The organism is Microlunatus speluncae (assembly GCF_009299835.1).
Taxonomy (GTDB): Bacteria; Actinomycetota; Actinomycetes; order Propionibacteriales; family Propionibacteriaceae; genus Microlunatus; species Microlunatus speluncae.
The window spans coordinates 81161-102822 of record NZ_VKCZ01000003.1; the positions used below are offsets into that span (position 1 = coordinate 81161).

General features: G+C 70.4%; 19 protein-coding genes. 7 read left to right on the forward strand and 12 right to left on the reverse strand.

Annotation, left to right across the window (positions count from 1 at the left end; genetic code table 11):
• Positions 1-47: 47 nt before the first annotated feature.
• Entirely contained in the window at positions 48-854 is an 807-nt protein-coding gene (locus FNH24_RS03920) for an rRNA adenine N-6-methyltransferase family protein (protein ID WP_152360845.1), read from the forward strand.
• Between the two features lie 197 nt (positions 855-1051).
• Here FNH24_RS03920 and FNH24_RS03925 read toward each other — a convergent pair whose 3' ends face one another.
• The 3 genes from FNH24_RS03925 to FNH24_RS03935 all read right to left on the reverse strand — a co-directional run bounded on the left by FNH24_RS03925 (position 1052) and on the right by FNH24_RS03935 (position 5437).
• Positions 1052-2266 (reverse strand): acetate/propionate family kinase, encoded by a 1215-nt coding sequence (locus tag FNH24_RS03925; protein WP_152360846.1) that lies wholly within the window; start codon positions 2264-2266, stop codon positions 1052-1054.
• On the reverse strand, positions 2263-4350 hold the full coding sequence (pta, locus tag FNH24_RS03930) for a phosphate acetyltransferase (RefSeq protein WP_152360847.1): 2088 nt from the start codon (positions 4348-4350) through the stop codon (positions 2263-2265). The genes FNH24_RS03925 and pta overlap by 4 nt, the downstream gene beginning before the upstream one ends.
• A 70-nt stretch (positions 4351-4420) precedes the next feature.
• Positions 4421-5437: a phosphotransferase enzyme family protein gene (locus FNH24_RS03935; RefSeq protein WP_161605975.1), complete on the reverse strand. Its 1017-nt coding sequence runs from the start codon at positions 5435-5437 to the stop codon at positions 4421-4423.
• 83 nt (positions 5438-5520) lie between these two features.
• Between FNH24_RS03935 and FNH24_RS32405 the strand changes: the two genes are divergently transcribed.
• Positions 5521-8415 (forward strand): helix-turn-helix transcriptional regulator, encoded by a 2895-nt coding sequence (locus FNH24_RS32405; protein ID WP_161605976.1) that lies wholly within the window; start codon positions 5521-5523, stop codon positions 8413-8415.
• 2 nt (positions 8416-8417) lie between these two features.
• Here FNH24_RS32405 and FNH24_RS03945 read toward each other — a convergent pair whose 3' ends face one another.
• From FNH24_RS03945 to FNH24_RS03955, 3 genes are all read right to left on the reverse strand, one after another.
• Entirely contained in the window at positions 8418-8954 is a 537-nt protein-coding gene (locus FNH24_RS03945; RefSeq protein ID WP_152360850.1) for a phosphoglycerate mutase family protein, read from the reverse strand.
• A 95-nt stretch (positions 8955-9049) separates the two neighbouring features.
• Complete coding sequence (locus FNH24_RS03950; protein ID WP_152360851.1) at positions 9050-10672, reverse strand: alpha/beta hydrolase; 1623 nt, start codon at positions 10670-10672, stop codon at positions 9050-9052.
• A 145-nt stretch (positions 10673-10817) separates the two neighbouring features.
• Positions 10818-11171 carry a hypothetical protein gene (locus FNH24_RS03955; protein WP_152360852.1) on the reverse strand — a complete coding sequence of 118 codons (354 nt, stop codon included), beginning with the start codon at positions 11169-11171 and terminating at the stop codon, positions 10818-10820.
• On the opposite strand from FNH24_RS03955, the gene FNH24_RS03960 reads away from it, so the two are divergent.
• Entirely contained in the window at positions 11161-12300 is a 1140-nt protein-coding gene (locus tag FNH24_RS03960) for an MFS transporter (protein WP_246186740.1), read from the forward strand. The genes FNH24_RS03955 and FNH24_RS03960 overlap by 11 nt on opposite strands.
• A 29-nt stretch (positions 12301-12329) precedes the next feature.
• Here FNH24_RS03960 and FNH24_RS03965 read toward each other — a convergent pair whose 3' ends face one another.
• Both FNH24_RS03965 and FNH24_RS03970 read right to left on the reverse strand, forming a co-directional pair.
• Positions 12330-13145: a deoxyribonuclease IV gene (locus FNH24_RS03965; protein ID WP_425486878.1), complete on the reverse strand. Its 816-nt coding sequence runs from the start codon at positions 13143-13145 to the stop codon at positions 12330-12332.
• Positions 13146-13201: 56 nt separating this feature from the next.
• Positions 13202-13732, reverse strand: a complete 531-nt coding sequence (locus tag FNH24_RS03970; protein WP_161605977.1) for a P-loop nucleotide/nucleoside kinase family protein — start codon at positions 13730-13732, stop codon at positions 13202-13204.
• Between the two features lie 94 nt (positions 13733-13826).
• On the opposite strand from FNH24_RS03970, the gene FNH24_RS03975 reads away from it, so the two are divergent.
• Entirely contained in the window at positions 13827-14750 is a 924-nt protein-coding gene (locus FNH24_RS03975; protein WP_152360854.1) for a serine hydrolase domain-containing protein, read from the forward strand.
• 25 nt (positions 14751-14775) lie between these two features.
• On the opposite strand, the gene FNH24_RS03980 is transcribed toward FNH24_RS03975, so the two are convergent.
• A complete protein-coding gene (locus FNH24_RS03980; RefSeq protein WP_152360855.1) occupies positions 14776-15570 on the reverse strand; it encodes an alpha/beta hydrolase in 795 nt (264 codons plus the stop codon).
• An 86-nt stretch (positions 15571-15656) separates the two neighbouring features.
• On the opposite strand from FNH24_RS03980, the gene FNH24_RS03985 reads away from it, so the two are divergent.
• Positions 15657-16646, forward strand: coding sequence for a GlxA family transcriptional regulator (locus tag FNH24_RS03985; RefSeq protein WP_152360856.1), 990 nt, complete (start codon positions 15657-15659; stop codon positions 16644-16646).
• On the opposite strand, the gene FNH24_RS03990 is transcribed toward FNH24_RS03985, so the two are convergent.
• Together FNH24_RS03990 and FNH24_RS03995 are read right to left on the reverse strand one after the other, a co-directional pair.
• A complete protein-coding gene (locus FNH24_RS03990; RefSeq protein ID WP_152360857.1) occupies positions 16618-17184 on the reverse strand; it encodes a TetR/AcrR family transcriptional regulator in 567 nt (188 codons plus the stop codon). The two genes, FNH24_RS03985 and FNH24_RS03990, sit on opposite strands and share 29 nt — an antisense overlap.
• Positions 17181-17600 (reverse strand): SRPBCC family protein, encoded by a 420-nt coding sequence (locus FNH24_RS03995; RefSeq protein ID WP_152360858.1) that lies wholly within the window; start codon positions 17598-17600, stop codon positions 17181-17183. Before FNH24_RS03995 ends, FNH24_RS03990 begins: the two co-directional genes overlap by 4 nt.
• Positions 17601-17690: 90 nt before the next feature.
• Here FNH24_RS03995 and FNH24_RS04000 point away from each other — a divergent pair, with 90 nt between their 5' ends.
• Positions 17691-18053, forward strand: coding sequence for a VOC family protein (locus FNH24_RS04000; RefSeq protein ID WP_161605978.1), 363 nt, complete (start codon positions 17691-17693; stop codon positions 18051-18053).
• Between the two features lie 399 nt (positions 18054-18452).
• On the opposite strand, the gene FNH24_RS04005 is transcribed toward FNH24_RS04000, so the two are convergent.
• Positions 18453-19508, reverse strand: coding sequence for a M48 family metallopeptidase (locus FNH24_RS04005; protein ID WP_152360860.1), 1056 nt, complete (start codon positions 19506-19508; stop codon positions 18453-18455).
• A gap of 230 nt (positions 19509-19738) precedes the next feature.
• On the opposite strand from FNH24_RS04005, the gene FNH24_RS04010 reads away from it, so the two are divergent.
• The gene (locus tag FNH24_RS04010) at positions 19739-21658 is read left to right on the forward strand and encodes an ABC transporter substrate-binding protein (protein ID WP_161605979.1); all 1920 of its coding nucleotides are present in this window, start codon (positions 19739-19741) and stop codon (positions 21656-21658) included.
• Positions 21659-21662: the final 4 nt, after the last annotated feature.

The following is a 21662-nucleotide window of genomic DNA, read 5'->3' on the forward strand; positions in this document are numbered from 1 at the left end:
TCCCAGCACCGCAACGGCTCCGCTGGTCCCTTGCCCCCGGAGCCCTCATGTCCGCACGCCCTGATCCGTCATCCTTCCTGCCTGACCCCAATCTTGATCAACATCTGCTTGCCCCGGCCTCGGCCCGCGCCTTGGTGGACCGGATCGAGATCGCCGCCACCGATGTGGTGCTGGATCTCGGTGCCGGCACCGGCGTGCTGACCGCCGCGATCCAGCGGCGACGGCCGCGGGGCGTGATCGCGGTCGAGCCCGATCCGCGCTGCCGGTCGCGCCTCACCGGTCGGCCGGGTGTTGATCTCCGGCCGGTCCGGATCCAGGATCTTGCTGCCGGAGATCTTGACGATGTCACCTTGATCATCGCGAACCCGCCGTTCTCCGCGCTGCAGCACGTGATCGCCCTCGCCCGTTCGCTGCCCGGACTCCGGGCCGCGTACCTCTGCACGGGTGCCCGTTGGGCCGCGGCGGCAACGGCCGTCCCGACTGATGATCACTACTCGATCGTCAGCCTCGAGGTCGGGACATCCTTCGAGCCAACGGTTCTCGACCGAATCCCTGGTTCGGCCTTCACCCCGCCGATCAAGGTCCCGGCCGCCTGGCTCCGGCTCCGCCCCCACGCCGTTACCGATCCGGTGATCATGCTGCTGGTCGAGGTGATCCGGCACCGCGGCGGGGTTCGCCTCAAGGACTTCCTGCGATCCCCAGGGCTGGGCCGGGGACGGGCCACCGCTCGGCTCCGGGCCCTCCGCGAAGACCCGCTGCTGCGGGGTTGGCAGCAACGACGCCTGGCTTCGCTGTCTCGCTCCGAGCTGGCGCGGCTGGCCCAACGCATCCGGCTTTCAGCCCCCGCGGGGTGAACGGGCCAGCCGGTAGGTCGCCCGATGGTCCCGCACCAGTTGCTGATCGATCCGGATCCACGGCCACGACCCTCGGGCAGGGGTTCGGTGGCGAGGTCGCGGATCCAGCCGGTGTACGCCCTCGATCAGGGATCGCCGTACGATCTCCGACTCGCCGTCGGCCACGACGCAAGTGCCCGGCCGTGACGATCGGATGATCACCGCGACGTCGGGGGGCCGACCAGGTCGGCGGTCTGGCGGGCGATGGCCAGTTCTTCGTCGGTGGGTACGACGAGGACGGCGACCGGGGAGTCGGCCGCGGAGATCACGCGGGCTTGATCGGAGTCGGCGCGGTTGAGCTCCTGATCAAGGACCAGGCCGAGCCCGGACAGACCGGCGACGGCGGCCTCGCGGAGGTCGGCGCTGTTCTCGCCGACGCCGCCGGTGAAGATCACCTGGTCGAGGCCGCCGAGGATGGCCAGGTAGGCGCCGAGGTAGTGCCTGATCCGGTGCACGTAGACGTCGAAGGCCAGCCGGGCGCCGTCCTCGCCGGCGGCTCGCAGCCGCAGCACCTCGCGGAAGTCGTTGGCGCCGGCCAGGCCCTTCAGCCCGGATTCCTTGTTCAGCAGGGTGTCCACGGCGTCCGGGGTGAGACCGGCCTCGCGGGCCAGATAGCCGGGCAGGCCCGGATCGACGTCGCCGGACCGGGTGCCCATCACCAGACCCTGCAGCGGAGTCAGTCCCATCGACGTCTCCATCGGCCGGCCGCCGCTGATCGCCGCGGCCGAGCAGCCGTTGCCCAGATGGAAGGTGAGCTGGCGCAGCGGTTGGTCCGGCTCGGCGCCGGGCTGCAGGCCCCGGCCCACCTCGGCGACGTACTGGTGTGAGGTGCCGTGGAAGCCGTACCGGCGGATCCGGTGCCGCTCGGCCAGCCCGCGCGGGATGGCGTACGTCCTCGCCACGTCGGGCAGGTCGGCGAAGAAGGCTGTGTCGAAGACGGCGACATGCGGCACGTCGGCGAAGCGCTCCCGGGCCGCCTCGATCCCGGCCAGAGCCGACGGGTTGTGCAGCGGGGCCAGGCCGGACAGGTCGCGGATGGCGGCCAGCACGTCGTCGGTGATCATGGTCGGATCGGAGAAGTCCGGGCCGCCGTGCACCACCCGGTGCCCGACGGCGAGCAGGTCGGCGTGATCGAGATCCGGCCCGTGCTCGGCGAACTGCTCGGTGATCAACTGCAGCGCCGCGCCGATGTCGGCCGCTTGATGATCACCGGTGTGAGTCTCGTCGCCCACCTGATGGCTGACCTCGCCGCCGGACTCGCCGATCTGCTCGATGGTGCCGTCGGCCAGCACCTCGCCGGAGCCGGGGACGATCAGCCGGTATTTGACCGACGAGGAGCCCGAGTTGATCACCAGCACGGGGCGACCGCTCATCGGGCCACCGCCTGGGCCTGGATCGCGGTGATCGCCACGGTGTTGACGATGTCGTCCACGGTCGCACCTCGGGAAAGATCATTGACCGGCTTCTTCAGGCCCTGCAGCACCGGCCCGACGGCCACCGCCCCGGCGCTGCGCTGCACCGCCTTGTAGGTGTTGTTGCCGGTGTTCAGGTCCGGGAAGATGAACACGGTGGCCCGCCCGGCCACGTCGGAGTCGGGCAGCTTCTTGGCCGCGACCCCGGGATCGATCGCGGCGTCGTACTGGATCGGCCCCTCCAGCGGCAGCTCCGGCTCCCGCGCCGCGACGAGTTCGGTCGCGGCCCGGACCCGGTCCACCTCGGAGCCGGTGCCGGAGCTCCCGGTCGAGTACGACAGCATCGCCACCCGCGGCTCGACGTCGAACTGGCGCGCGGTATCGGCCGACGCGATCGCGATGTCGGCCAGCTGGTCGACGGTCGGCTCGGGGATCACGGCGCAGTCGCCGTAGACCAGCACCCGATCGGCCAGGCACATCAGGAACACGCTGGACACCACGTCGACCCCGGGCCGGGTCTTGACGAACTCCAGCGCCGGCCGGATCGTGTGCGCGGTGGTGTTGATCGCGCCGGACACCATGCCGTCGGCCAGCCCGAGATGCACCATCATGGTGCCGAAGTAGGCGCCGTCGGTGATCACCTCGCGCGCCTTCTCCAGCGTCATCCCCTTGTGCGCCCGCGCCTCGGCGTAGGTCGCCGCGAACCGCTCGGTCAGCTCCGGGTCGTGCGGTGAGATGATCTTGGCGTCGTCCAGGTGCAGCCCGAGGCCGGACGCCCGGGAGGTGATCTTGGTCGCGTCGCCGAGCAGGGTCACCTCGGCCACGCCGCGGCGCAGGATGATCGACGCCGCCTCGAGGATCCGGTCGTCGGTGCTCTCCGGCAGCACGATGTGCATCCGCTGCGACCGGGCCCGTTCCATCACCTGGTGCTCGAACATGATCGGCGTCCGCACCGCCGAGGCCGACACGTCGATCGCGCTCAACAGGGCGGCCTGATCGACGTTCTCGGCGAACAGCCGGCGCGCGGTCTCGATCTTGTTCGCCGACTGCCGGGTCAGCGGCCCGCGGACCCGGGACAGCCGCTCGGCGGTCTGAAACGTGCCGAGCTCGGTCAGCACCACCGGCAGGTCCTGCTCGATGCCGGCGGCCAGCCGGCGGATCGAGTCCGGCAGCGGATAGCCGCCGGTGAGCACGATCCCGGCCAGCGGCGGGAAGGTGCCGGACTGATGCGCCAGCACCAGGCCGGGGATCAGGTCGGCCCGGTCGCTGGCGGTGATCACCGTCGCGTCCGGGGTGAGCCGGTCCAGCACGTTGGGCAGACTCATCGCGGCGACGATCATGCCGTGCGACTCCCGGTCCAGCCAGCCGTCGACGCCCTGCACCAGCCGGCCCCCGACCGCGTCGGCCAGCATCCGTACCGTCGGCGCGGACAGGGTCGGGCTCTCCGGCAGCGCCGCGACCACCGGTCGCCGCTGCTCACCGTCGGGCCGATCACCCAGCGCGGCGACGACCTCGGCCAGCGCCGCCGGGTCGACCCGGTTGGCGATCACCGCGACCGCCTGCGCGTGCTGGGCCCGGAACTCGGCCAGCGCCCCGTCGGCCGCGGCCCGGATCTGCTCCGGCGTCCGGTCCCGGCCGTGCACCACCAGCACCACCGGGGCGCCCAGGTTGGCGGCGATCCTGGCGTTCAGCGAGAGCTCGGTCGCCGCGGTGATGTCGGTGTAGTCCGAGCCGAGCACCAGCACCTCGTCGAACCGCTCCCGCAGCTCGGCGAACCGCTGCACGATCTGGTGCAGCGCCTCCTCGGGATCGGCCCGCGCCGTCTCGTAGGTGATCCCGACCGCTTCGTCGTACGTCTGCTCGATCCCGGGCCGGCTGACCAGCAGATCGAGGATCACGTCCCGGCCCCGGCCGGCCGTACTGATCAGCGGCCGGAACACCCCGACCGACCCGACCTCCCGGATCAACGCATCGAGCAGACCGAGGGCGACCGCCGACTTGCCGGTCTGCCCCTCGACCGAGGCGACATAGACGCTGCGACTCACCCGGTCGAGGGTAACCGGTCCCAGCCCCCCACCGCCGACTTGTCAGAACTGAGTTGTGCCATAGCGCCACTCAGTTCTGACAAGTCGGCGGGGAGGAGGGGGAGGAGGGGGTGAGGTGGTGGTGTAGTAGTGCGAGGAGGTCGGAGCGGTGGTGGGTGAGCCAGTGTTCGGTTTGTTGGGCCTCGGTGATCCGGTCCGAGACCTCGGCCAGGGTGTCCAATCCGGTACGCCAGCGAGTGGCGCGCCAACCGACGGTGCCGAGCGCGCGGGCGGCGATCAAGGACGGGATGATCATGATCTCGGCCGGGTCGGGAGTGATCACCTCGGCGTAGCCGATCAGCAGCTCGGCCGTCCGGGCCGGCCAGTCCGGGCCGTCCAGCAGACCGCTCTGGAACAGGGTTATCGCCAGGTCGTTGATCCTCAGGTCACGACCGGCGACCTCGAAGTCGAGCACGCCGCTGAGCTGATCGTCGTCGGTGACGAGCAGGTTGGAGGCGCCGAAATCGCAGTGGATGATCTGCACCGGCAGCTCGGCCGGCCGGGCCGGCGGCCCGGTCCGCTGCCGGAGCCACGCGACCTGAGCACCGGGCAACCCGGCGTCGGCCAGCGCCGTCACCAGCCCGGGATCGATCGTCGCCCGCCCGATATCGGGGCCGAGCCAGTCGAACGGAGCGTCCGGCTCGGGCACCGCGGCGAGGGCCAGGTCGAGCCGGGCCAGGGCCCGCCCGGCCGCGCGAGCGGCGCCCGGCCGCTCCAGGTCCGGCCGGCGGCCGTCGATCCAGTCGCTCAGGCTGATCGCGCCCCACGGCGACGCGACCAGGGTCGCGCCGGAGCCGGTCGGCACCGGCCGCGGGATCCGGTACGGCAGCCCGGCCGAAGCCAGCCGGGCCAGCAGTCGGTGCTCCCGGGCGACCCGTTCCTGATCAAGGTTCCGGTAGACCCGCAGCACGCCGACCGCCCGGTCGGTGGTGACGATCCGGGTCAGGTTGTTCGTCCCGCGCTGCGGCCCCGTCAACCGGGCCGGCCCGATCGACCAGTGCCGAGCCACCAGGGCGAGCAGCTCGTCGTCGGTCGGAGTGCTGATCACGGACGGGGACACTATCGACGAAGGCTGGCACCAGCACCGGCTTTTCCCGGGAGCGGCACCGCGGACTTGTCATGATGGGGCGCATGGCACCGCTGATCGGACGCACCGCGGAGTTGGACCGGCTGGCCGACCTCGCCGGCCTGAACGCGGCCGAGGCCGGGTCGGGGATCGGCGTGCTGTCCGGCGATGCCGGGATCGGCAAGACCAGGCTGCTGGCCGAGTTCGCCGAGCTGGCCGGCCGGCGCGGCCGGCGGGTGCTGGTCGGGCACTGCGTCGACCTGGCCGACAGTCCGCTGCCGTACCTGCCGTTCCTGGAGATCATGGCGGCCCTGGCCGAGGCCGGCGGCTCCGATCGGCTCACGGCGCAACAACGGCTGCTGGCCGAGCATCCCGGGCTGGCGCCGTTGCTGGACCGCACCGGCGACGCGGGCCACCGGCCCAACCGGGGCGCGCTGATCGAGAGTGTCTGGTCGGTGCTCAACGAGTCCGCCCGGGAGCAGCCGCTGCTGGTGATCATCGAGGACGCGCACTGGGCCGACCAGTCGAGTCTGGAGTTGATCAGCTATCTGCTCGCCCGACCCTGCCCGGCCCCGGTGTCGATCGTGGTGTCGTACCGCAGCGACGACCTGGTTCGCGATCATCCGTTGCGGCCGGTGCTGGCCAGCTGGGTCCGGTTGCGCGCGGTCGGCCGGCTCGAGCTCGAACCGCTGTCCGAGGCTGCGGTACGGGAGCTGGTGGCCACCCTGGAGCCGCGCGCGGCGGCGCCCGGTGCGCTGTCCGAGGAGGGGTTCCGGCAGTTGATCTCGTGGTCCGGCGGCAACGCCTTCTTCGTCGAGGAGTTGCTCAACGCGGGCGGCGAGGGGTCCGGCCTGCCCGATGATCTGGCCGCGGTGTTGCTGCTGCGGTTGGAGCGGCTCGGGCCGGTCGGGCAGCGGGTGGCGCGGGCGCTGTCGGTGGCCGGGCACCCGGTCGACTACGCCCTGCTCGGCCGGGTCACCGCTCTGCCGGCCGAGGAGCTCGATCCGGCGCTGCGGGAGGCGACCCAGTCCCGGCTGCTGGTGGCCGGCGAGGAGGATCGGTTCACGTTCCGGCATTCGCTGCTGGCCGAGGCGATCCGCCGGGATCTGTTGCCGGGCGAGCGGACCCGGCTGCACCGCGCGTACCTGACGGCGCTGACCGATCCGGCCGTCGGGGCCGCGAACGACGCCGAGCTGGCCCGGCACGCGCTGGCCGCCGGTGATCATGAACTGGCCCTGCCGGCCAGCATCCGGGCCGCGGAGGCGTCGGTGGCCGCGGCCGGTCCGGCCGAGGCGCTGCGGCACTACGAGGTCGCGCTGCGGTTGGCCGCCGAGCCCGGCGCCGCCGCCAACGCCGCCGAGCTCGCGGTCCGGGCCAGCGAGTGCGCGCTGGCGGCCGGGCAGTTCCATCGGGCCTGGGTGATCGTCCGTGCCGCGCTCGAGGCCGCCGACCTGGCACCGCTCGACCGGGCCGGGCTGCTGCTCGCCCTGGCCGGCGTCGGGATGCAGACCGATCATCCGGTCGAGGTCGCCGCGGCCACCACGGAGGCGCTGAGCCTGGTGCCGCCGGAGCCGAGCGTGTTCCGGACCCGGGTGCTCGCCGCGCACGTGCTCGCGATGGCGACCGAGTATCACGACGACGAGGCCATGGCCCTGGCCGAGGCGGCGGCCGAGCAGGCGGCCGCGTTCGAGCTGCCGGACGCGCTGGTCGCGATCCGGACCGCTCAGTCGTGGATTGCCGCCAAGGACGGTGATCCGAAAGGGATGCGGGAGCTGCTGCGGGAGGCCGTCCTGCTGGCCCGCCGCCATCACGACCCGGCCGAGCTGCGGGCGCTGCACAACCTGGGCGGGATGGCGTTGGACGAGGGCGATCTGGTCGAGGCCCGGGCCCGCTACGAGGAATGCACCCGCCGCGGTGCCGAGCTCGGGCTGCGGTATTCCCCGTTCCCGCTCGAGGCCCGGACCCACGCGGGGATCGTGGCGTTCCAGCAGGGCGACTGGGACGCCGTGCTCGCGTTGAGCGACTGCGCCAACGAAGCGCCGCCGGAGCCGGCGCGGGCGGCGTTGACGGCGGTCGCCGTGACCGTCGTGGCCGCCCGCGGTGGGGACGCCGGACCGTTGCTCGCCGCGTCGCGGTCGGGCTGGGCCGGCAACGGCCACGTGATCATGCTCGCCTGCACCGCGGCGATCGAGTGGTACGGCAACAACGGCGACCCGGTCGCCGCCGAACGGTTCCACGACGAGGCCGTCGCGGCGGTGGCCGAGGTCTGGCGGGTGCCGGACTTCCAGGGCCGGATCCGCCTGGCCGCGCAACTGATCGGCCAGTACGCGAACCGGCTCGACGCGGTCGACCCGGCCGATCGCGGCGCCTTGGTCGCGCACCTCGTGGGCCTGGCCGAGCGAGCCGTGCCGTTGACCGGGATGGGTCGGCATCCCGGCGTGCAGGGTCTGGAGACCCGGGCCTGGCTGGCCCGGCTGGCGGCCGAGACGCTGCGGTTGCGCTGGCTCGCCGGGATCGACCGGCCGGAGTTCGCGGAGTTGATCACCGCCTGGGAGGCCACGCTGGAAGGTTTCCGGGCCTATCCGAACCTCTTCGAGCTGGCCCGCTCCGAGGCTCGGTTGGCCGCCCTGCTGCACGCGTCGGGTGACCGATCCCGGGCCCAGCAGTTGGCCGACTCCGCGCGGTCGACGGCGAACCGGCTCGGCGCCGCGCCGCTGCTGGCCGAGCTCGACGGGATCGCTCGGACGGCCTCGGCGGTCTCGGTGCTGACCCCGCGGGAGCGGCAGGTGCTGACCCTGGTCGCCGAGGGCCGGAGCAACGGCGAAGTCGCCGCGGCGTTGGTGATCAGCACCAAGACCGCGAGCGTGCACGTCTCTAACATCCTGGCCAAGCTCGGCGCCGCCAGCCGCACCGAGGCGGCCGCCGTGGCCCGGCGCCGCGGCCTGATCGACAGCGGCTGAGGTCAGGACAAGCGGAGGAACTCCACCTCGGTGAACCGGTTGGTGAACGTCAGCCGAGCCCCCTCGCAGCAGCCGAAGAATCCGCCCCACTCGGCATAGTCGGCGTCCGGCACGCAGGCCACCAACGCCGCCTCGAGCTCGCCCGAGTGACCGACGACCAGGGCCGATTGGTCGGCGGCCAGCGGGGTCATCAGATCCCGCCAGAGCGCCGCGATCGAGTGCGCATACAGGTGGTACGCGCCGCCGAGGTCGATCGCCGCCGCCAACGCCAGGAACGGGTTCGGCGTGCGCTCCGGCAGGGCCGCCTCGGCCTCCGCGTACAGGCCCGGATCCCGGCCGAGCGTCACCACTTCTTGATCAACAGCGAAGCCCATCGCGACCGCCGTCTCCCGGGCCCGCGGCACCACCGAGGTGGCGACGACGTCGTACGGCCCCATCGTGGCTCCGATCCGCCGCGCCAACTCCACCCCCTCCTGCGACAACTGCGATCCGCCGGTGTTCTTGCGCAGGCTGTGTCGCCTGATCTCCAGGGTGGGCACGATTCAGGATCCTAGTGTCGTTCCGTTCCCTGAGCCTGTCGAATGGCCAAGCCAGGTCGGGCCTTGCCTTCGACAGGCTCAGGGAACGCGCGGAGCTAGTGCAGCGGGGTCAGCCGATCCAGGGTGCGTTCGCGGAGCCGGAGCTGGTCCGCAGTCAGCGCCAGGCCGGATCCCCGCTCGGCCGCGCAGCGGACGTCTCGCCGCGGGAACTCGCCGTCGACCAGATACGCCGTGCCGACGTTGAGGGCGCACGGGTTGTCGTCGAAGAGGTAGACGCCGTGCCGGTAGCCGTCGACCGAGACCAGCCGGGACCGGTCGCCGAACCCCTTCCGGGCCAACACGCCGCCGATGTACGGGGTGGCGACGTCGATCCGGTTCTGCATGATCAAAATGTTCTCGGGCCCCTCGTCGACCAGCTCGACCTCGCGGCCGTCGTGCGGCCAGAAGGCGCAGGGGGTGATGTTGGCGGCGGCCGCCCCGAACAGCGGGTACTTCTCCCGGTCCTCGGCGACGGACTGCTGGTAGCTGGCCACGTCGCGGCTCCACTGGGAGTCGTTGCAGGTGACCGCGAGGAAGGAGGAGAGGACGTTGTCGCTCGGGGACGGCTGGGGGTTCTCCGAGCCGGTGCCGGCGGCACGGATGCTCGCGGGGGCGTCGTTGGCCAGGTAGCTCCGGACGGCCGCCTCGTCGCCTTGGGCCAGTGACTGCCACAGCTGGGCCAAGGTGGGGAAGGTGTCCTCCTTGTAGAGCATCCCGAAGCTGATCAACCGGAACAGTTTGCCGTTGATACCGATGACCGGCTCGGCGTCGAGCTGGTCGGCCAGCCGGAACCAGGTCTGGCGCACCTGGCGCTCGGTCCGGCCGAGGCCGTAGCTGTCGTGCCGGGCGGCGGCCCAGCCGGCGAAGGTGCCGAAGCCCTCCTCCGCGCCGCGAGCCATTCGGCGGAACGCGTCCCGGCCGAAGGCGGTGCCGCCGACGTTGCTGTCGATGATCATTCGATCGGTCTGCTCGGGAAACAGGGAGGCGTAGGTGCCACCCAACGCGGAGCCGTACGAGACGCCGAAGAAGTTGATCTTGTCCTCGCCGAAGGCGGCCCGGATCTGCTCCAGGTCCCGGGCGGTGTTGGCGGACGAGATGTGCGGCAGCAGTCCTTCGGTGTCGGCGGCCGCACACTGCTCGGCAACGCCCTTGACGACCTCGGCGTAGTGATCGACTTCGTCGGCGTCCGCCGCCCACTGCGGGATGTTGGACAGATACTCCTGGTCGGTGGTGAAGCCGCAGCTGACCGGTGATGAGTGACCGACACCGCGCGGATCCAGGCCGATGATGTCGTAGCTGTCGAGCAGGCTGGACGGCGCGCCCAGCGCCTGCAGGTCGGCCGGCATGGAGAGGCCGGAACCGCCCGGTCCGCCCGGGTTGGTGATCAGGATTCCGCGTCGTTCCTCGGGGTTCTGGCTGGGCAGCCGGGAGATCATGATGTCGATGGTCCGGCCGTCGGGGTCGTCGTAGTCGAGCGGGACCGGCAGGGTCGCGCACTCCAGCAGCGGGTTGGTCGGTGCCGTGCCCTCCGGGCAGGCGCCCCAGGCGAGCGCAGCCGTCCCGTCGCCGGGCCCGTCGTTCTGGTCGGCGTACGCGCCGGGGGTGACGAACGCCGCCGCGGCGATCCCGGCAGCGATCGCCAGCGCCGCCAGCCGGCGGGTCCTCTTTCGCATGGTCATGCGGTGCCTTCCGTGTGAGAGCCGTTCAGGTTGGAAAGCTCACACCGTGACCTTGGGGCCGAGTCAAGGACGAACCACCGACAGCCGATGAGCGGCGGCTGCCGGTGGTCCCGTACCTCTCATCGTGGCCGATCTTGCTGACGCGTCACTGACTCGGCGAGAACCCGTCAGCTTCTTCGACCGACCGATCGAGCGTCTGGCCGAGCTTGCGCAACAGGTCGGCCAGGGTCCGTCGCTCGGTCGCGGAAAGTCCGGAGAGCAGCCCGGCTTCGTTGCGGACGTGCTGATCCAGCGCCTCGTCGATGAGTTGGCGGCCGCCGTCGGTCAGCTCGAAGGGTGCGCCGGATCGCCGCAGCGTGGCGAGCACATCGAACTCGCCCCGGCCGAGGTCGTAGTCGCTGAAGACCCGGCACAACCGCTCGTCCAGGGCCCAGTGCAGCCGGCTTGAGCCAGAGCATCGAGCACCCACCGCCCGAGCCTGGTTGGGGGTGGCTGCCATCACAGCCAACCTGTTCGTGTTCCTCACCACCGAGCTGATGCCGGTCGGCCTGCTCACCCCGCTGAGCACGAGCCTGGTGATCCCGGTCGGGGTGGCCGGCCTGATGGTCACCCCGATGGGAGTCTCGGCCGGGCTAGGCGTCGCGTTCCTGGTGGCCCTGACCAGACGGCTCAACCGTCGGGTCCTGCTGACCGCCCTGCTGGTGATCTTGGTCGTGGGCAACCTCGCCACGGCCCTCGCCCCCAACTTCGTGTTGATCTTGACCACGCCCCTGCTGATCGGGTTCGCCAGCGGCGTCTTCTGGGCCATCGGGGTGAGCATGGCGATGCGGCTGGTCCCCCGACACCAGGCGAGCCGGGCCGCGGCCGTGGTGATGTCCGGGATCTCGATCGCCACGGTGGTGGGGATTCCGCTGGGAACGGTCCTGGAGAGCCTGACCGACTGGCGGACGTCCTTCCTGATCTGGTCGGGCCTCAGTGTGCTGGTGCTGCTGGCCGTCGCCGCCGCGGTGCCGTCACTGCCGTCGGCCAACGCGGTCTCGGTCCGGGAGGTGTTCGGACTCCCGCTGCAGAACGTCCGGCTGCGGCTGGTGTTGACCACCGTGGTGCTCTTCGTGCTCGGTCACTTCGGCGCGTACACCTTCGTCCGACCGCTCCTGGAGGGTCATCCGTACGCGACTCCGACCTTCATCACCGTCGCGTTGATGATCTTCGGGGTCGGCGGTGCCGTCGGCAACTTCATCGCCGGCCGGCTGGTGACCTGGAGCCTGAAGGGCAGCTTCATCGTCGGCGCCGCGGGGCTGGTGGGTTCGCTGCTCCTGCTGCAGCTCATCGGCGGTACGCCCGTCGGCGCGATCGCCTCGCTGACCCTCTGGGGCCTCTCCTTCGGCGTCGCGCAGCTGTCTCAGGTCAATCTCACACTCGCCGCGGCGCCGGAGACCTTCGAGGCCGCGATGTCGCTCAACACCATGGCCTACAACACCTCGATCGCCCTGGGTGCGCTCTTCGGCGGACTGTTCGCCGACCACGTCGGGGTCAGCAGTGTGATCTGGTTCGGGGTAGCGCTGACCGGCGCCTCACTGCGACTCGTCCTCGGCACCCGACGGTCGGCATCGAGCCCAGTCGCGTGATCCCGGTGAGCGCCGACCCGGCCGAGCGGTCAGGTCAGTCGTTCCCGCAGCCAGGCGATGTCGCCGGCCTGGCCCTCGCGGCCGCCGGGGGTCTCGACGATCACCGGCGCCTTGGCCGTGGTGACGACGTGCAGCAACGACTCGCCCGCGATCTCGCCGTCGGCGAAGTTGGCGTGCCGGTCGGCGCCGGAGTCGAAGGTGTCCCGCGAGTTGTTGGCGTGCACCAGGTCGACCCGGCCGGTGATCGCCTTCACCCGGTCGACCACGCCGTCCAGGTCCTCACCGCCGGCGAAGGCGTGGCAGGTGTCCAGGCAGAAGCCGACCCGGTCACCGCCCTCGGCCTGCCCGATCGCGTCCCACAGCCGGGCGATCCGGTCGAACCGGCGGGCCATCGCGTTGTCGCCGCCGGCCGTGTTCTCGATCAGGATCGGCACCGGCGCGTCCAGCCGGTCGACGCACTTGCGCCAGTTGTCGAAGCCGCCCTCGGGGTCGTCGTCCTTCAGCCCGTGGCCGCCGTGCACGATCACACCGGCCGCGCCCACCTCGGCCGCCAGCGTGACCGTCTGCTGCAGCAGCTTCCGGCTCGGGATCCGGATCCGGTTGTTGGAGGTCGCCACGTTCAGCACGTACGGCGCGTGCACGTACAACGTGATGCCGGCCGCCTCGGCCGCGTCCCGCAACGCCGCCGCGCCACCCTCGTAGGCGACCGTCGGCGCCTTCCAGCCCTGCGGGTCGCCGAGGAAGAACTGGGCCAGATTCGCCCGCCGCGCCGCGGCCTCCGCGATCGGATCCTGCTGCTCGCCGTGGCCGCCGACGGCCAGTCCCTTGATTGCCTGCTCGCTCACCCCGCCGACCCTAGCGGCCGCCCCCGGCAGTCGCCGAAGCCAGGCCCGACGGGGGATCAGTCGTGGTGCTTCTGCGTGACGAGTTGGTCCGGGGTGACGATCCTGATCTCCAGCCCCTCGTCGGCACCGGGCTCCTCGAACAGGCCGGCCAGGTGCTCGATGCCGGCCCGGTCCAGGGCGTGGGCGTACGGATCGCGCCGGCCCGCGGCCTGACCGACCGCGACCTCCAGCGGCACCCGGACGTGGTGCAGCACCGGCCGGGCCCCCGCCGCCCGGATCCGGTCCCGCCAGCCGGCCCGCCGCTCCCGGCTCCACTGGTTCCAGTCCAGGACGACATCGGTGTGGGTGGCGAGGACCTGGCGGGCGGTGTCCCAGATCAGCTCCTGGCACTGCGCCGCCAGCTCGCCGTACCGCGGATCGTCGATCGGGAGCCGGTGCAGCCGCAGCATCCATTCGTCGAGGGTGAAGCGGACCGCCGGGCAGCGCAACTCCAGCTCTCGGGCCAGTCGCGTCTTGCCCGACCCGTTGAGGCCGGCGAGGAGATGCACTGACGGCACCCGGGCCCGCCGTGCCGGGTACTGCTTCATGATCACATTCTGCCCCATCCGGCGGCCGCAGGCGAGAGGCCGACCGGCTATAACAACGTAATATTCCGCGCCGGCGTGACGTAGGATCGCGGACGTGACCGAGGTCGACGACGAAGTCGCGGAGCTGCTCCGCCGCGCCGCGGCGTGCGACACCAGTCAGTTCGCCCTCTCCCATCGCGGCGAACGGCTGGCCGGGCTCGGCGACGGCGGCCCGCCGATCGCGACCATGTCGGTGACCAAGCTGATCGTCGGCATGATCATCGGTCGGGCGGTCCGGCTGGGGCTGCTCGATCTTGATCAGCCGGTCTCCCGCTGGTTCCCGCAGTGGAGCGACCGGCCGAAGTCGATCATCACGGTCCGGCAGGTGATGGGTCACGCGTCCGGCCTGGCCGCCGACACCTGGCCGCAGCTGAACGCCGACTGGCCCGACGATCTGCTCGCCCACACGCTGAATGATCTTCCCGTCGCCGCCGAGCCGGGCACCGTGCTGGCGTACAACAACGTCGCGGTCTCGGTGCTGCCGGCGATCATCACGCGGGTGGCGGGGCGGCCGTTCCTCGACTTCGCGGCGACGGAGCTGTTCCGGCCGCTGGGCATCGAGACCTGGACCTGGCAGAGCGACAATGCCGGCAACCCGTTGGCCATGGCCAGCGCCGCCTTCACCGCCGCCGATCTGGCGAAGCTCGGCGAGCTGCTGACTCACGACGATGATCAACTGCTGCCGGCGGACTGGGTCGACACCATCCGCCGGTCACCGATCCCCGGCGCCGGGATGGGGTTGCTGCTGTTGCACCGCTGGCCGGCGGACCGGCCCGGCGAGGGAGCGCCGATCGCGTACGGGCACGACGGGTCGGAGGGGCAGCACCTATGGATCTACCCGGCCTCCGGGCTGGTCGTCGCCCGGCTGAAGGACTGTGGGCTGGCCGCCGGCCGGTTCGAGCCGAGCACCCCGGACCAGGTCTTTCTTGATCTTCCTCAGGCCGCCGGCCCCCTCGACGCCGCCCTCGCGCCCGGCTGAGCGGGCAGTCGACCGAGGGTCATGATCATCGGGCGTGTTCGACGGCCCAGTCCAGAGCCTCGTCGGCGATCTGCTGCCAGCCCTGCTGGGCCGGCAGCAGGTGGGCATAGCCCTCGTACTCCCGGATCTCGGTGATCGCCGCCGACTTGTAGTGCTTGTGGTTGGACCGCTGGATGGCCGGCGGCATGATGTGGTCCTCGCTGCCGGAGACGAAGAGCAGCGGTGCCCGGTTGCCGTTGCGGTAGTCGACCCAGGTCTCCTGCGGTCCCGGCTGGTAGTTGGCCAGCACGCCGCCCCACAGGATCGCGCCGCTGGCCGGCACGTGATAGCGCTGATACAGCGCTGCCGACTCCTCCTCGGTGAAGGTGTTGGTGAAGGCGTAGCGCCACTCCTCCGCGGACAGCCCGACCGCCTTGTGCCGGTTCGCCGGGCTCTTCAGCACCGGGAAGGTCGACTTGAGCTGGGACAGCGGCACAACCCGGACGCCCTCGGTCGGCGCGGAGTTGAAGGTGACGCCGGCGGCCCCGAAGCCGTGGTCGAGCAGGATCTGGGTGAAGGCGCCGCCGGCCGAGTGGCCCATGATGATCGGCGGCCGGTCGAGGACCTTGATCACGCCCTCGAGCTTCTCGATGATCGCCGGCACGGTGACGTCGGCGATGATCTTGGGATCGGCCCGCAGCGCCTCGACCTCGACCTCGAAGCCCGGATAGCCCGGGGCGATCACGCGATAGCCCTTGGCCTCGAAATGGGTGATCCAGTGCTCCCAGCTGCGCGGCGTCACCCAGAAGCCGTGGACCAGCACGATGGTGTCGGGTTTCATGCGCCGATCTTCATCCGCAGACCCACCTCCCGGCACTACGATGGGAGTCAGGTTTCCCACAGATCCGGCCATCGGGGGTGGCGACGATGGGACGTCATCGGGTCGCACTGATCGTGCTCGCCGGGACCTTCGTGCTCGACCTGGCGGTGGCCGTGCAGGTGTTCGGCCGAAGGCCGTCGGTCTTCTCCAAGATCAGACCGGAAGCCGAGGTGCCGTACGAGATCGGCATCTGCGGCCGGGCCCCGACGCCGACCTCGCTCGGGTTCACCATCGACGACCTCGAGCCGATCAACTGGATCCGCGGCGCCGACACGGTGATCGTGCCCGGTCTGGAGGCCCCCTGGGCGCCGCAGCACCCGGCGGTGCTCGAGGCGGTCGCGGCGGCCGCCCAGGACGGGGCACGGCTGGTCTCGCTCTGCGCCGGAGCGTTCGTGCTCGGCCAGGCCGGGGTGCTGGACGGGCACCGGGCGACGACGCACTGGGCGCTGGCCGAGGAGTTCCGTTCCCTCTTTCCGCGGGTCGAGCTGATCGAGCACGCCCTGTATGTCGACGACGGCCAGGTGTTGTCCTCGGGCGGCATGCTGGCCGCCGCCGATCTCTGCCTGTACGTGCTCGGTCAAGATCACGGCCAGGCCTATGCCAACGACGTGTCGCGGGTCCTGGTCAGTCCGCCGTACCGCGACGGCGGCCAGGCCCAGTACGCCAAGCGGCGGCCGCGATCGGTGTCCGGGCGGTTGGCGCCGATCCTGGATTGGCTCACCGAACACCTCGCCGAGCCGTTGCCCCTGGCCGAAGTGGCGGCGCGGGCGCACATGAGCCCGCGGACCCTGGAGCGCAGCTTCCGGGCCGAGACCGGCGACAGCCTGACCGTCTGGATCATCCGCCGGCGGGTCGAGCGCGCCCGCACCCTGCTCGAGGACTCCGACCTGACGCTGCTTCAGGTGGCGCATGCGGCCGGCTTCGGGACGGCCGAGTCGCTGCGCCGGCACTTCCTCACCTACACCGGCACCAACCCGCGCGCCTACCGCCGCACCTTCCGCGGCGCGGTCAGGCCTTCGGCGACACTCGAGCGATGATCAACAGCAGCTCGTTCAGCTGCAGGGCCGCGGCGTCGACCTCCGCGTGATCACCGGTCAGCAACAGGTCGAACAGCAGTCCGCGCGCGGTGCCCATGGTCATCCGGGCCGTCCGCGCGCACTGATCCTCCGGCACGCCGAGCTGGCGGCAGAAGTCCTCCAGCGGTGCCAGCCAGGGGTCGATCAGGCCGCGGCGCAGCGGCCGGGCGTGCGGCTGGTCCTGCATCGCGTGCGCGGCCAGCTCGAAGAACAGCCTGCCGTGGCGCTCGCTCGCCTCGACCACCGCCTGCCAGAACGCCAGCGACTGATCGATCGTCGGCCGGTCCGGGTCGATCATCTGTGGCAGCAGCTCGCGCTGCCGGCGTTCGACCTCGGCCACCACCGCGGCCAGCAGCCCTTCCCGGGAGCCGAAGTGATAGATCAACATCCGGTGGCTGGTGCCCAGCTGCTGGGCCAGGCCGCGCAGGCTGATGGCGCCGACCCCGGCCGCGGACAGGTGCTCGATCGCCCGCTCCAGCAGGGCATCGCGGCCGGTCACCGGATGGCCAGCGACCTGTCCCTGAAGCCGGCGATCTCGAGATCGAGATAGCCCTCGGACAGCTTGCCGATCAGCAGCGCGAGCAGCGGTGCCAGGAAGCCGGTCTGCTCGGCGCCGATGTAGGCCCGGGTGCCACCGGTGGTGGCCTCGACGCCGTGGATACCGACCGTCGTCAGGCCCGCCGACCTCGCGGTCCAGTCGAAGCGCCGACCTTCGTCCCACCGGGTGACCGTCCAGATCGCCTTGGGCAGTTTCGGCTGTACGACCTCGGCCCGGGCCCCGAGCCGCAGCTCGCCGTCCAGTAGTCGTACCGACGTCATGGACGCCGTCATTTCCGGCCACCGCTCGACATCGGACATCACGGACCAGACAACGTCGACCGGGGCGTCGATGATCAACTCGCGTTCGATCTTCATGTACCAAATGGTACACACAGGTTCCCGGGCCTGGTGTCGATTTCCGGCATGCTCGTCCGTAGGGGTGGTGAAACCTACGGAAGGCAGCCCATGTTGACAGAGACGTTCCCGATCATCTCGGTGCCGGATCCCGACACCGCACTCCGCTTCTACCGCGACCTACTCGGCGGACGGGTGACCTATCAGTTCCCCGAATCCGGCCCGGCCGACTACCTCGCCCTCGACCTGGGCCCGTCCAAACTGGGCATTGGCCGCAACCCCGAGGCGAGCGAACCGACCAACCGCTTCGCCCTCTGGATCTACGTCACCGACTGCGACGCCGCCGTCGACCACCTCCGATCCGCCGGCGTCACGATCACCGTCGAACCCACCGACCAGCCCTGGGGCGAACGCACCGCCCAGGCCGAGGACTTCGACGGCAACACGATCCACCTCGGCCAGCCCGCCGACTGACCCTCCGCCGCCTGCTCCCCAAACTTGTCAAAGGCAAACCAGATCACCCGACCTGCCCCCTTCGACAGGCTCAGGACATGCTTCGACAAGCTCAGGGAACGAACACCCAAACGTCCCACCGCGCCACCGCCGACCAGCCCCAGGCAACCAACGCTGAGGCGGCCCGGCCTCTTCGGGTGTGCGTCGTCCTTCCAACGGCGACCGCTGAACCCGACCGACCCGGAAGGAAGCGGGACTGGCGGGGAGGTCTGTGCGCGAGGCTGGCTGGGTCTGGCGGGAGCACGCACACCCAGACCGCGGCAGCGGCACCCGGGCCGCCGCGTGCGGATGGTGGCTCGCGCACAGACCTCCCCGCCAGTCCCGCGACAGTCACCTCCAAGAACAAGACAGAAGAAGGATTCAGCGGTCGCCGTTGGAAGGACGGCCTGCGCCCGGGCCGCTCTTCCACCAGTCGCGGACCCGGTTCGCCGCACTTCCGCTGACGCCCCCGATCACGGAGCCGGCCTTGTTCATCACCTTGAACAGCGGATCGGCGGAGGTCTGGAAGTCCTGCCGGTACGACGCCGCGGCCGCCTTCACATCTTCGCTCAGCGGCGCGTCCTTGTCCTCCGAGCGCCGTGGGTAGTTGCCGGCCAGGATGTCGGCGTAACCGTTGCCGGCCACCCACTTCTGCAGCTCGGCGGCGCGCAGGGCGGCCATCGGGTGGGTCAGGTCGGCGGTCTGCAGGATCTTCAGGAAGCTGTCCCGGATGTCACCGCCCGATTCGTACTCGGTCGCCTGGGCCAGGAAGCCGGAGACGTCCATCTCGTCCGGATCCTTGGCGCCGGCCAGGGCGGCGTGCACCCGGAGGGCGGCCTTCGGGTCCTGGCCGCAGAGCAGGCCGGCCCGGTCGCAGGACAGCTCGGACTTTCGGAACCACTCGTTCAGGCCGAGGATGATCGCCCGCAGGCCCCAGACGCCGATCGGCATCCACTGGATCGAGTTCGCGATCGCGATCAGCTGCAGCATCATCGTCCGGTAGAGCGCATGACCGGACAGCACGTGGCCGACCTCGTGGCCGATGATGAAGCGCAGCCCCTCGTGGTCGAGCAGGTCGATCATGCCGGTGGTGATCACGACGATCGGCTTGTCCAGCCCGATCGCCATCGCGTTCGGCATCGGGTCGCGGGTGACGTACAGCTCGGGTACGGGGTCGAGGTCGAGGGTGGTGGCGCACTCGGTCAGCACCTGGTGCAGCTCCGGGAACTGGCGTGGTGACACCCGGATCGAGGTCGCCAGGAAGAGCAGCCGGACGCTGCGTTCGCCGATGGCGCCGGAGATCGCCTTGAGCACCTGATCGAAGCCGGGGATGGCCCGCAGTGCCACCAGGGCACCGCGATCGGCGGGATGTTCGTACGCGCGCGGGCTGATGTCGGGGAATCGGATCCGGCCCGGCCGCGGGGTCTCGTCGGTCATGCCTCCAGAGCGTAGTCCGCGGCTGGTCACCGCCGATGATGATCAAGAACTGCCGCCGTTTCAAGACGAACCATTGACCGGCTTCCGGAGCCGGGTTTAAGCTTCCACCGAGATTCCACAGTACGGATGCAAGATGTTGCAACGTGGACTATCGAGATTCATCGAAGGAGATGAGACCGATGCATGAGGGTCATCACGTGCCACGGTCGGGGGGTGCTGAGGCGCGGCGGATGATCACCCGCAAGCGGTTCCTCGCCCTGGCCGGAATCACGACCGGCTCCGCCGGACTTGCTGGCTGCGGATTCTTCTCCATCGGCCCGGACCAGGGCGGCGGTGAGGAGAGCACGGGCCCCAAGGGCAAGGAGGCGCCGATGCTGGCCGAGCAGGTCAGCGCCGGCACGCTGCCCGCGGTCGATCAGCGGCTGCCCAAGGCGCCGCGCGTGATCGAACCGCTGGAACGGGTCGGGCAGTACGGCGGCACACTGCAGACCGTGCTGGAGAGCACCGACGCCAGCTGGCTCTGGATGACAGTGGTCCATGATCATCTGATCACCTGGGATCCGCTGTACACCAAGATCATTCCCAACATCGCCGAGTCGTTCGAGGTGGAGCAGGACGGCCGGGTGTACGTGTTCCGCCTGCGCGAGGGGATGCGCTGGTCCGACGGTGAGCCGCTCACCTCCGGCGACCTGACCTGGTGGCACGAGAACGTGCTGTTGAACGAGAAGATCACTCCGGTCGTGCCGCGGACGCTGACCAGCAACGGCAAGCCGGTGCAGGTCTCGGCCAATGGCGACTGGGAGGTGACCTTCACCTTCGACGCTCCGAACTCGTTGTTCCTGGAGCAGATCGCGATCCACGGCCCGCCGTTCCGGCTGCTGCCGCGGCACTACCTGGAGAAGTTCCACAAGGATTTCAATGCCGAGCTCAAGGACGACTGGGCCGAGGACTTCCTGGCCAAGATCGACGAGCTGGAGAACATCGAGCTGCCGGTGCTCAGCGCCTGGGTGCCGAAGAATCCGCACGGCGACGGCGGCCGCCAGGTCTGGGAGCGCAACCCGTACTACTGGAAGACCGATCCCGACGGCAGCCAGCTGCCCTACATCGACCAGGTGGTCTTCACCTTCTTCTCCGACGAGGGGCCGCTGCTGCTGGCCGCGGCCAACGGCGACGTCGACATCTATCAACGGCAGGAGGTGACGATCCCGAAGAACCGGCCGGTGCTCAGTGAGGGGATGGAGCAGGGCGGCTACTCGTTGATCAAGGTCCGCGAGCCGAACCACAACACGATCGGGGTCTGCCTCAACCTCAACGTCAAGGACGCCGGCAAGCGGAAGATGTTTCAGAACAAGGACTTCCGGATCGGGCTGTCGCAGGCGATCAACCGGCAGCAGATCATCGATCTGGTGTATCAGCGCCAGGGCCGGCCGTGGCAGACGGCACCGCGCCCCGAGGTCCCGTTCTACACCTCGGAGGACTTCGGCACGCAGTACACCGAGTTCGATCTTGACGTCGCCCGGGAGCACTTCGCCAAGGCCGGCTACTCCGAGCTCAACGCCGACAAGCGGCTGCTCGGCGAGGGCGGCAAGCCGATCGTGATCTCCGTGCTCTGCCAGTCCCGCTATCCCGATCTGATCGACGCGATGGAGTTCGTCAAGCGGACCTGGAACGAGGTCGGGATCGAGCTCCGGATCGACACCGCGAGCCCCGAGCTGGTGTCCACCCGGATGGAGGCCAACGACTACGACTGCACCCTGGACAAGGGCGAACTCGGCTATCTCGACCTGATCGCCGACCCGCGCTGGCTGTTCGCCACCGGCGGCTCGTCGTACGCCCCGCTGTGGTCGGCCTGGTACGAGGGCGGCGATCCGAACGAGGCGCCGCCGGAGGCGATGCAGCGGCAGATGACGATCTACCGGGAACAGGTGGTCAGCACGTCGGACCAGGCGGCCCAGTACGCGGCGATCAAGGAGATCATCGAGATCGCCCGGGACGAGTTCTGGACGATGGGGATCAGCCTGCCCGGAGATCCGTTCTGCATCAAGACCAACCGGATCCACAACGTGCCCGGCGATGATCAGATGTGGATGTCGTTCAAGTGTCCCTATCCAGCGGTCACCAACATGACGACTTACTACCTGGATAGCTGAGCCC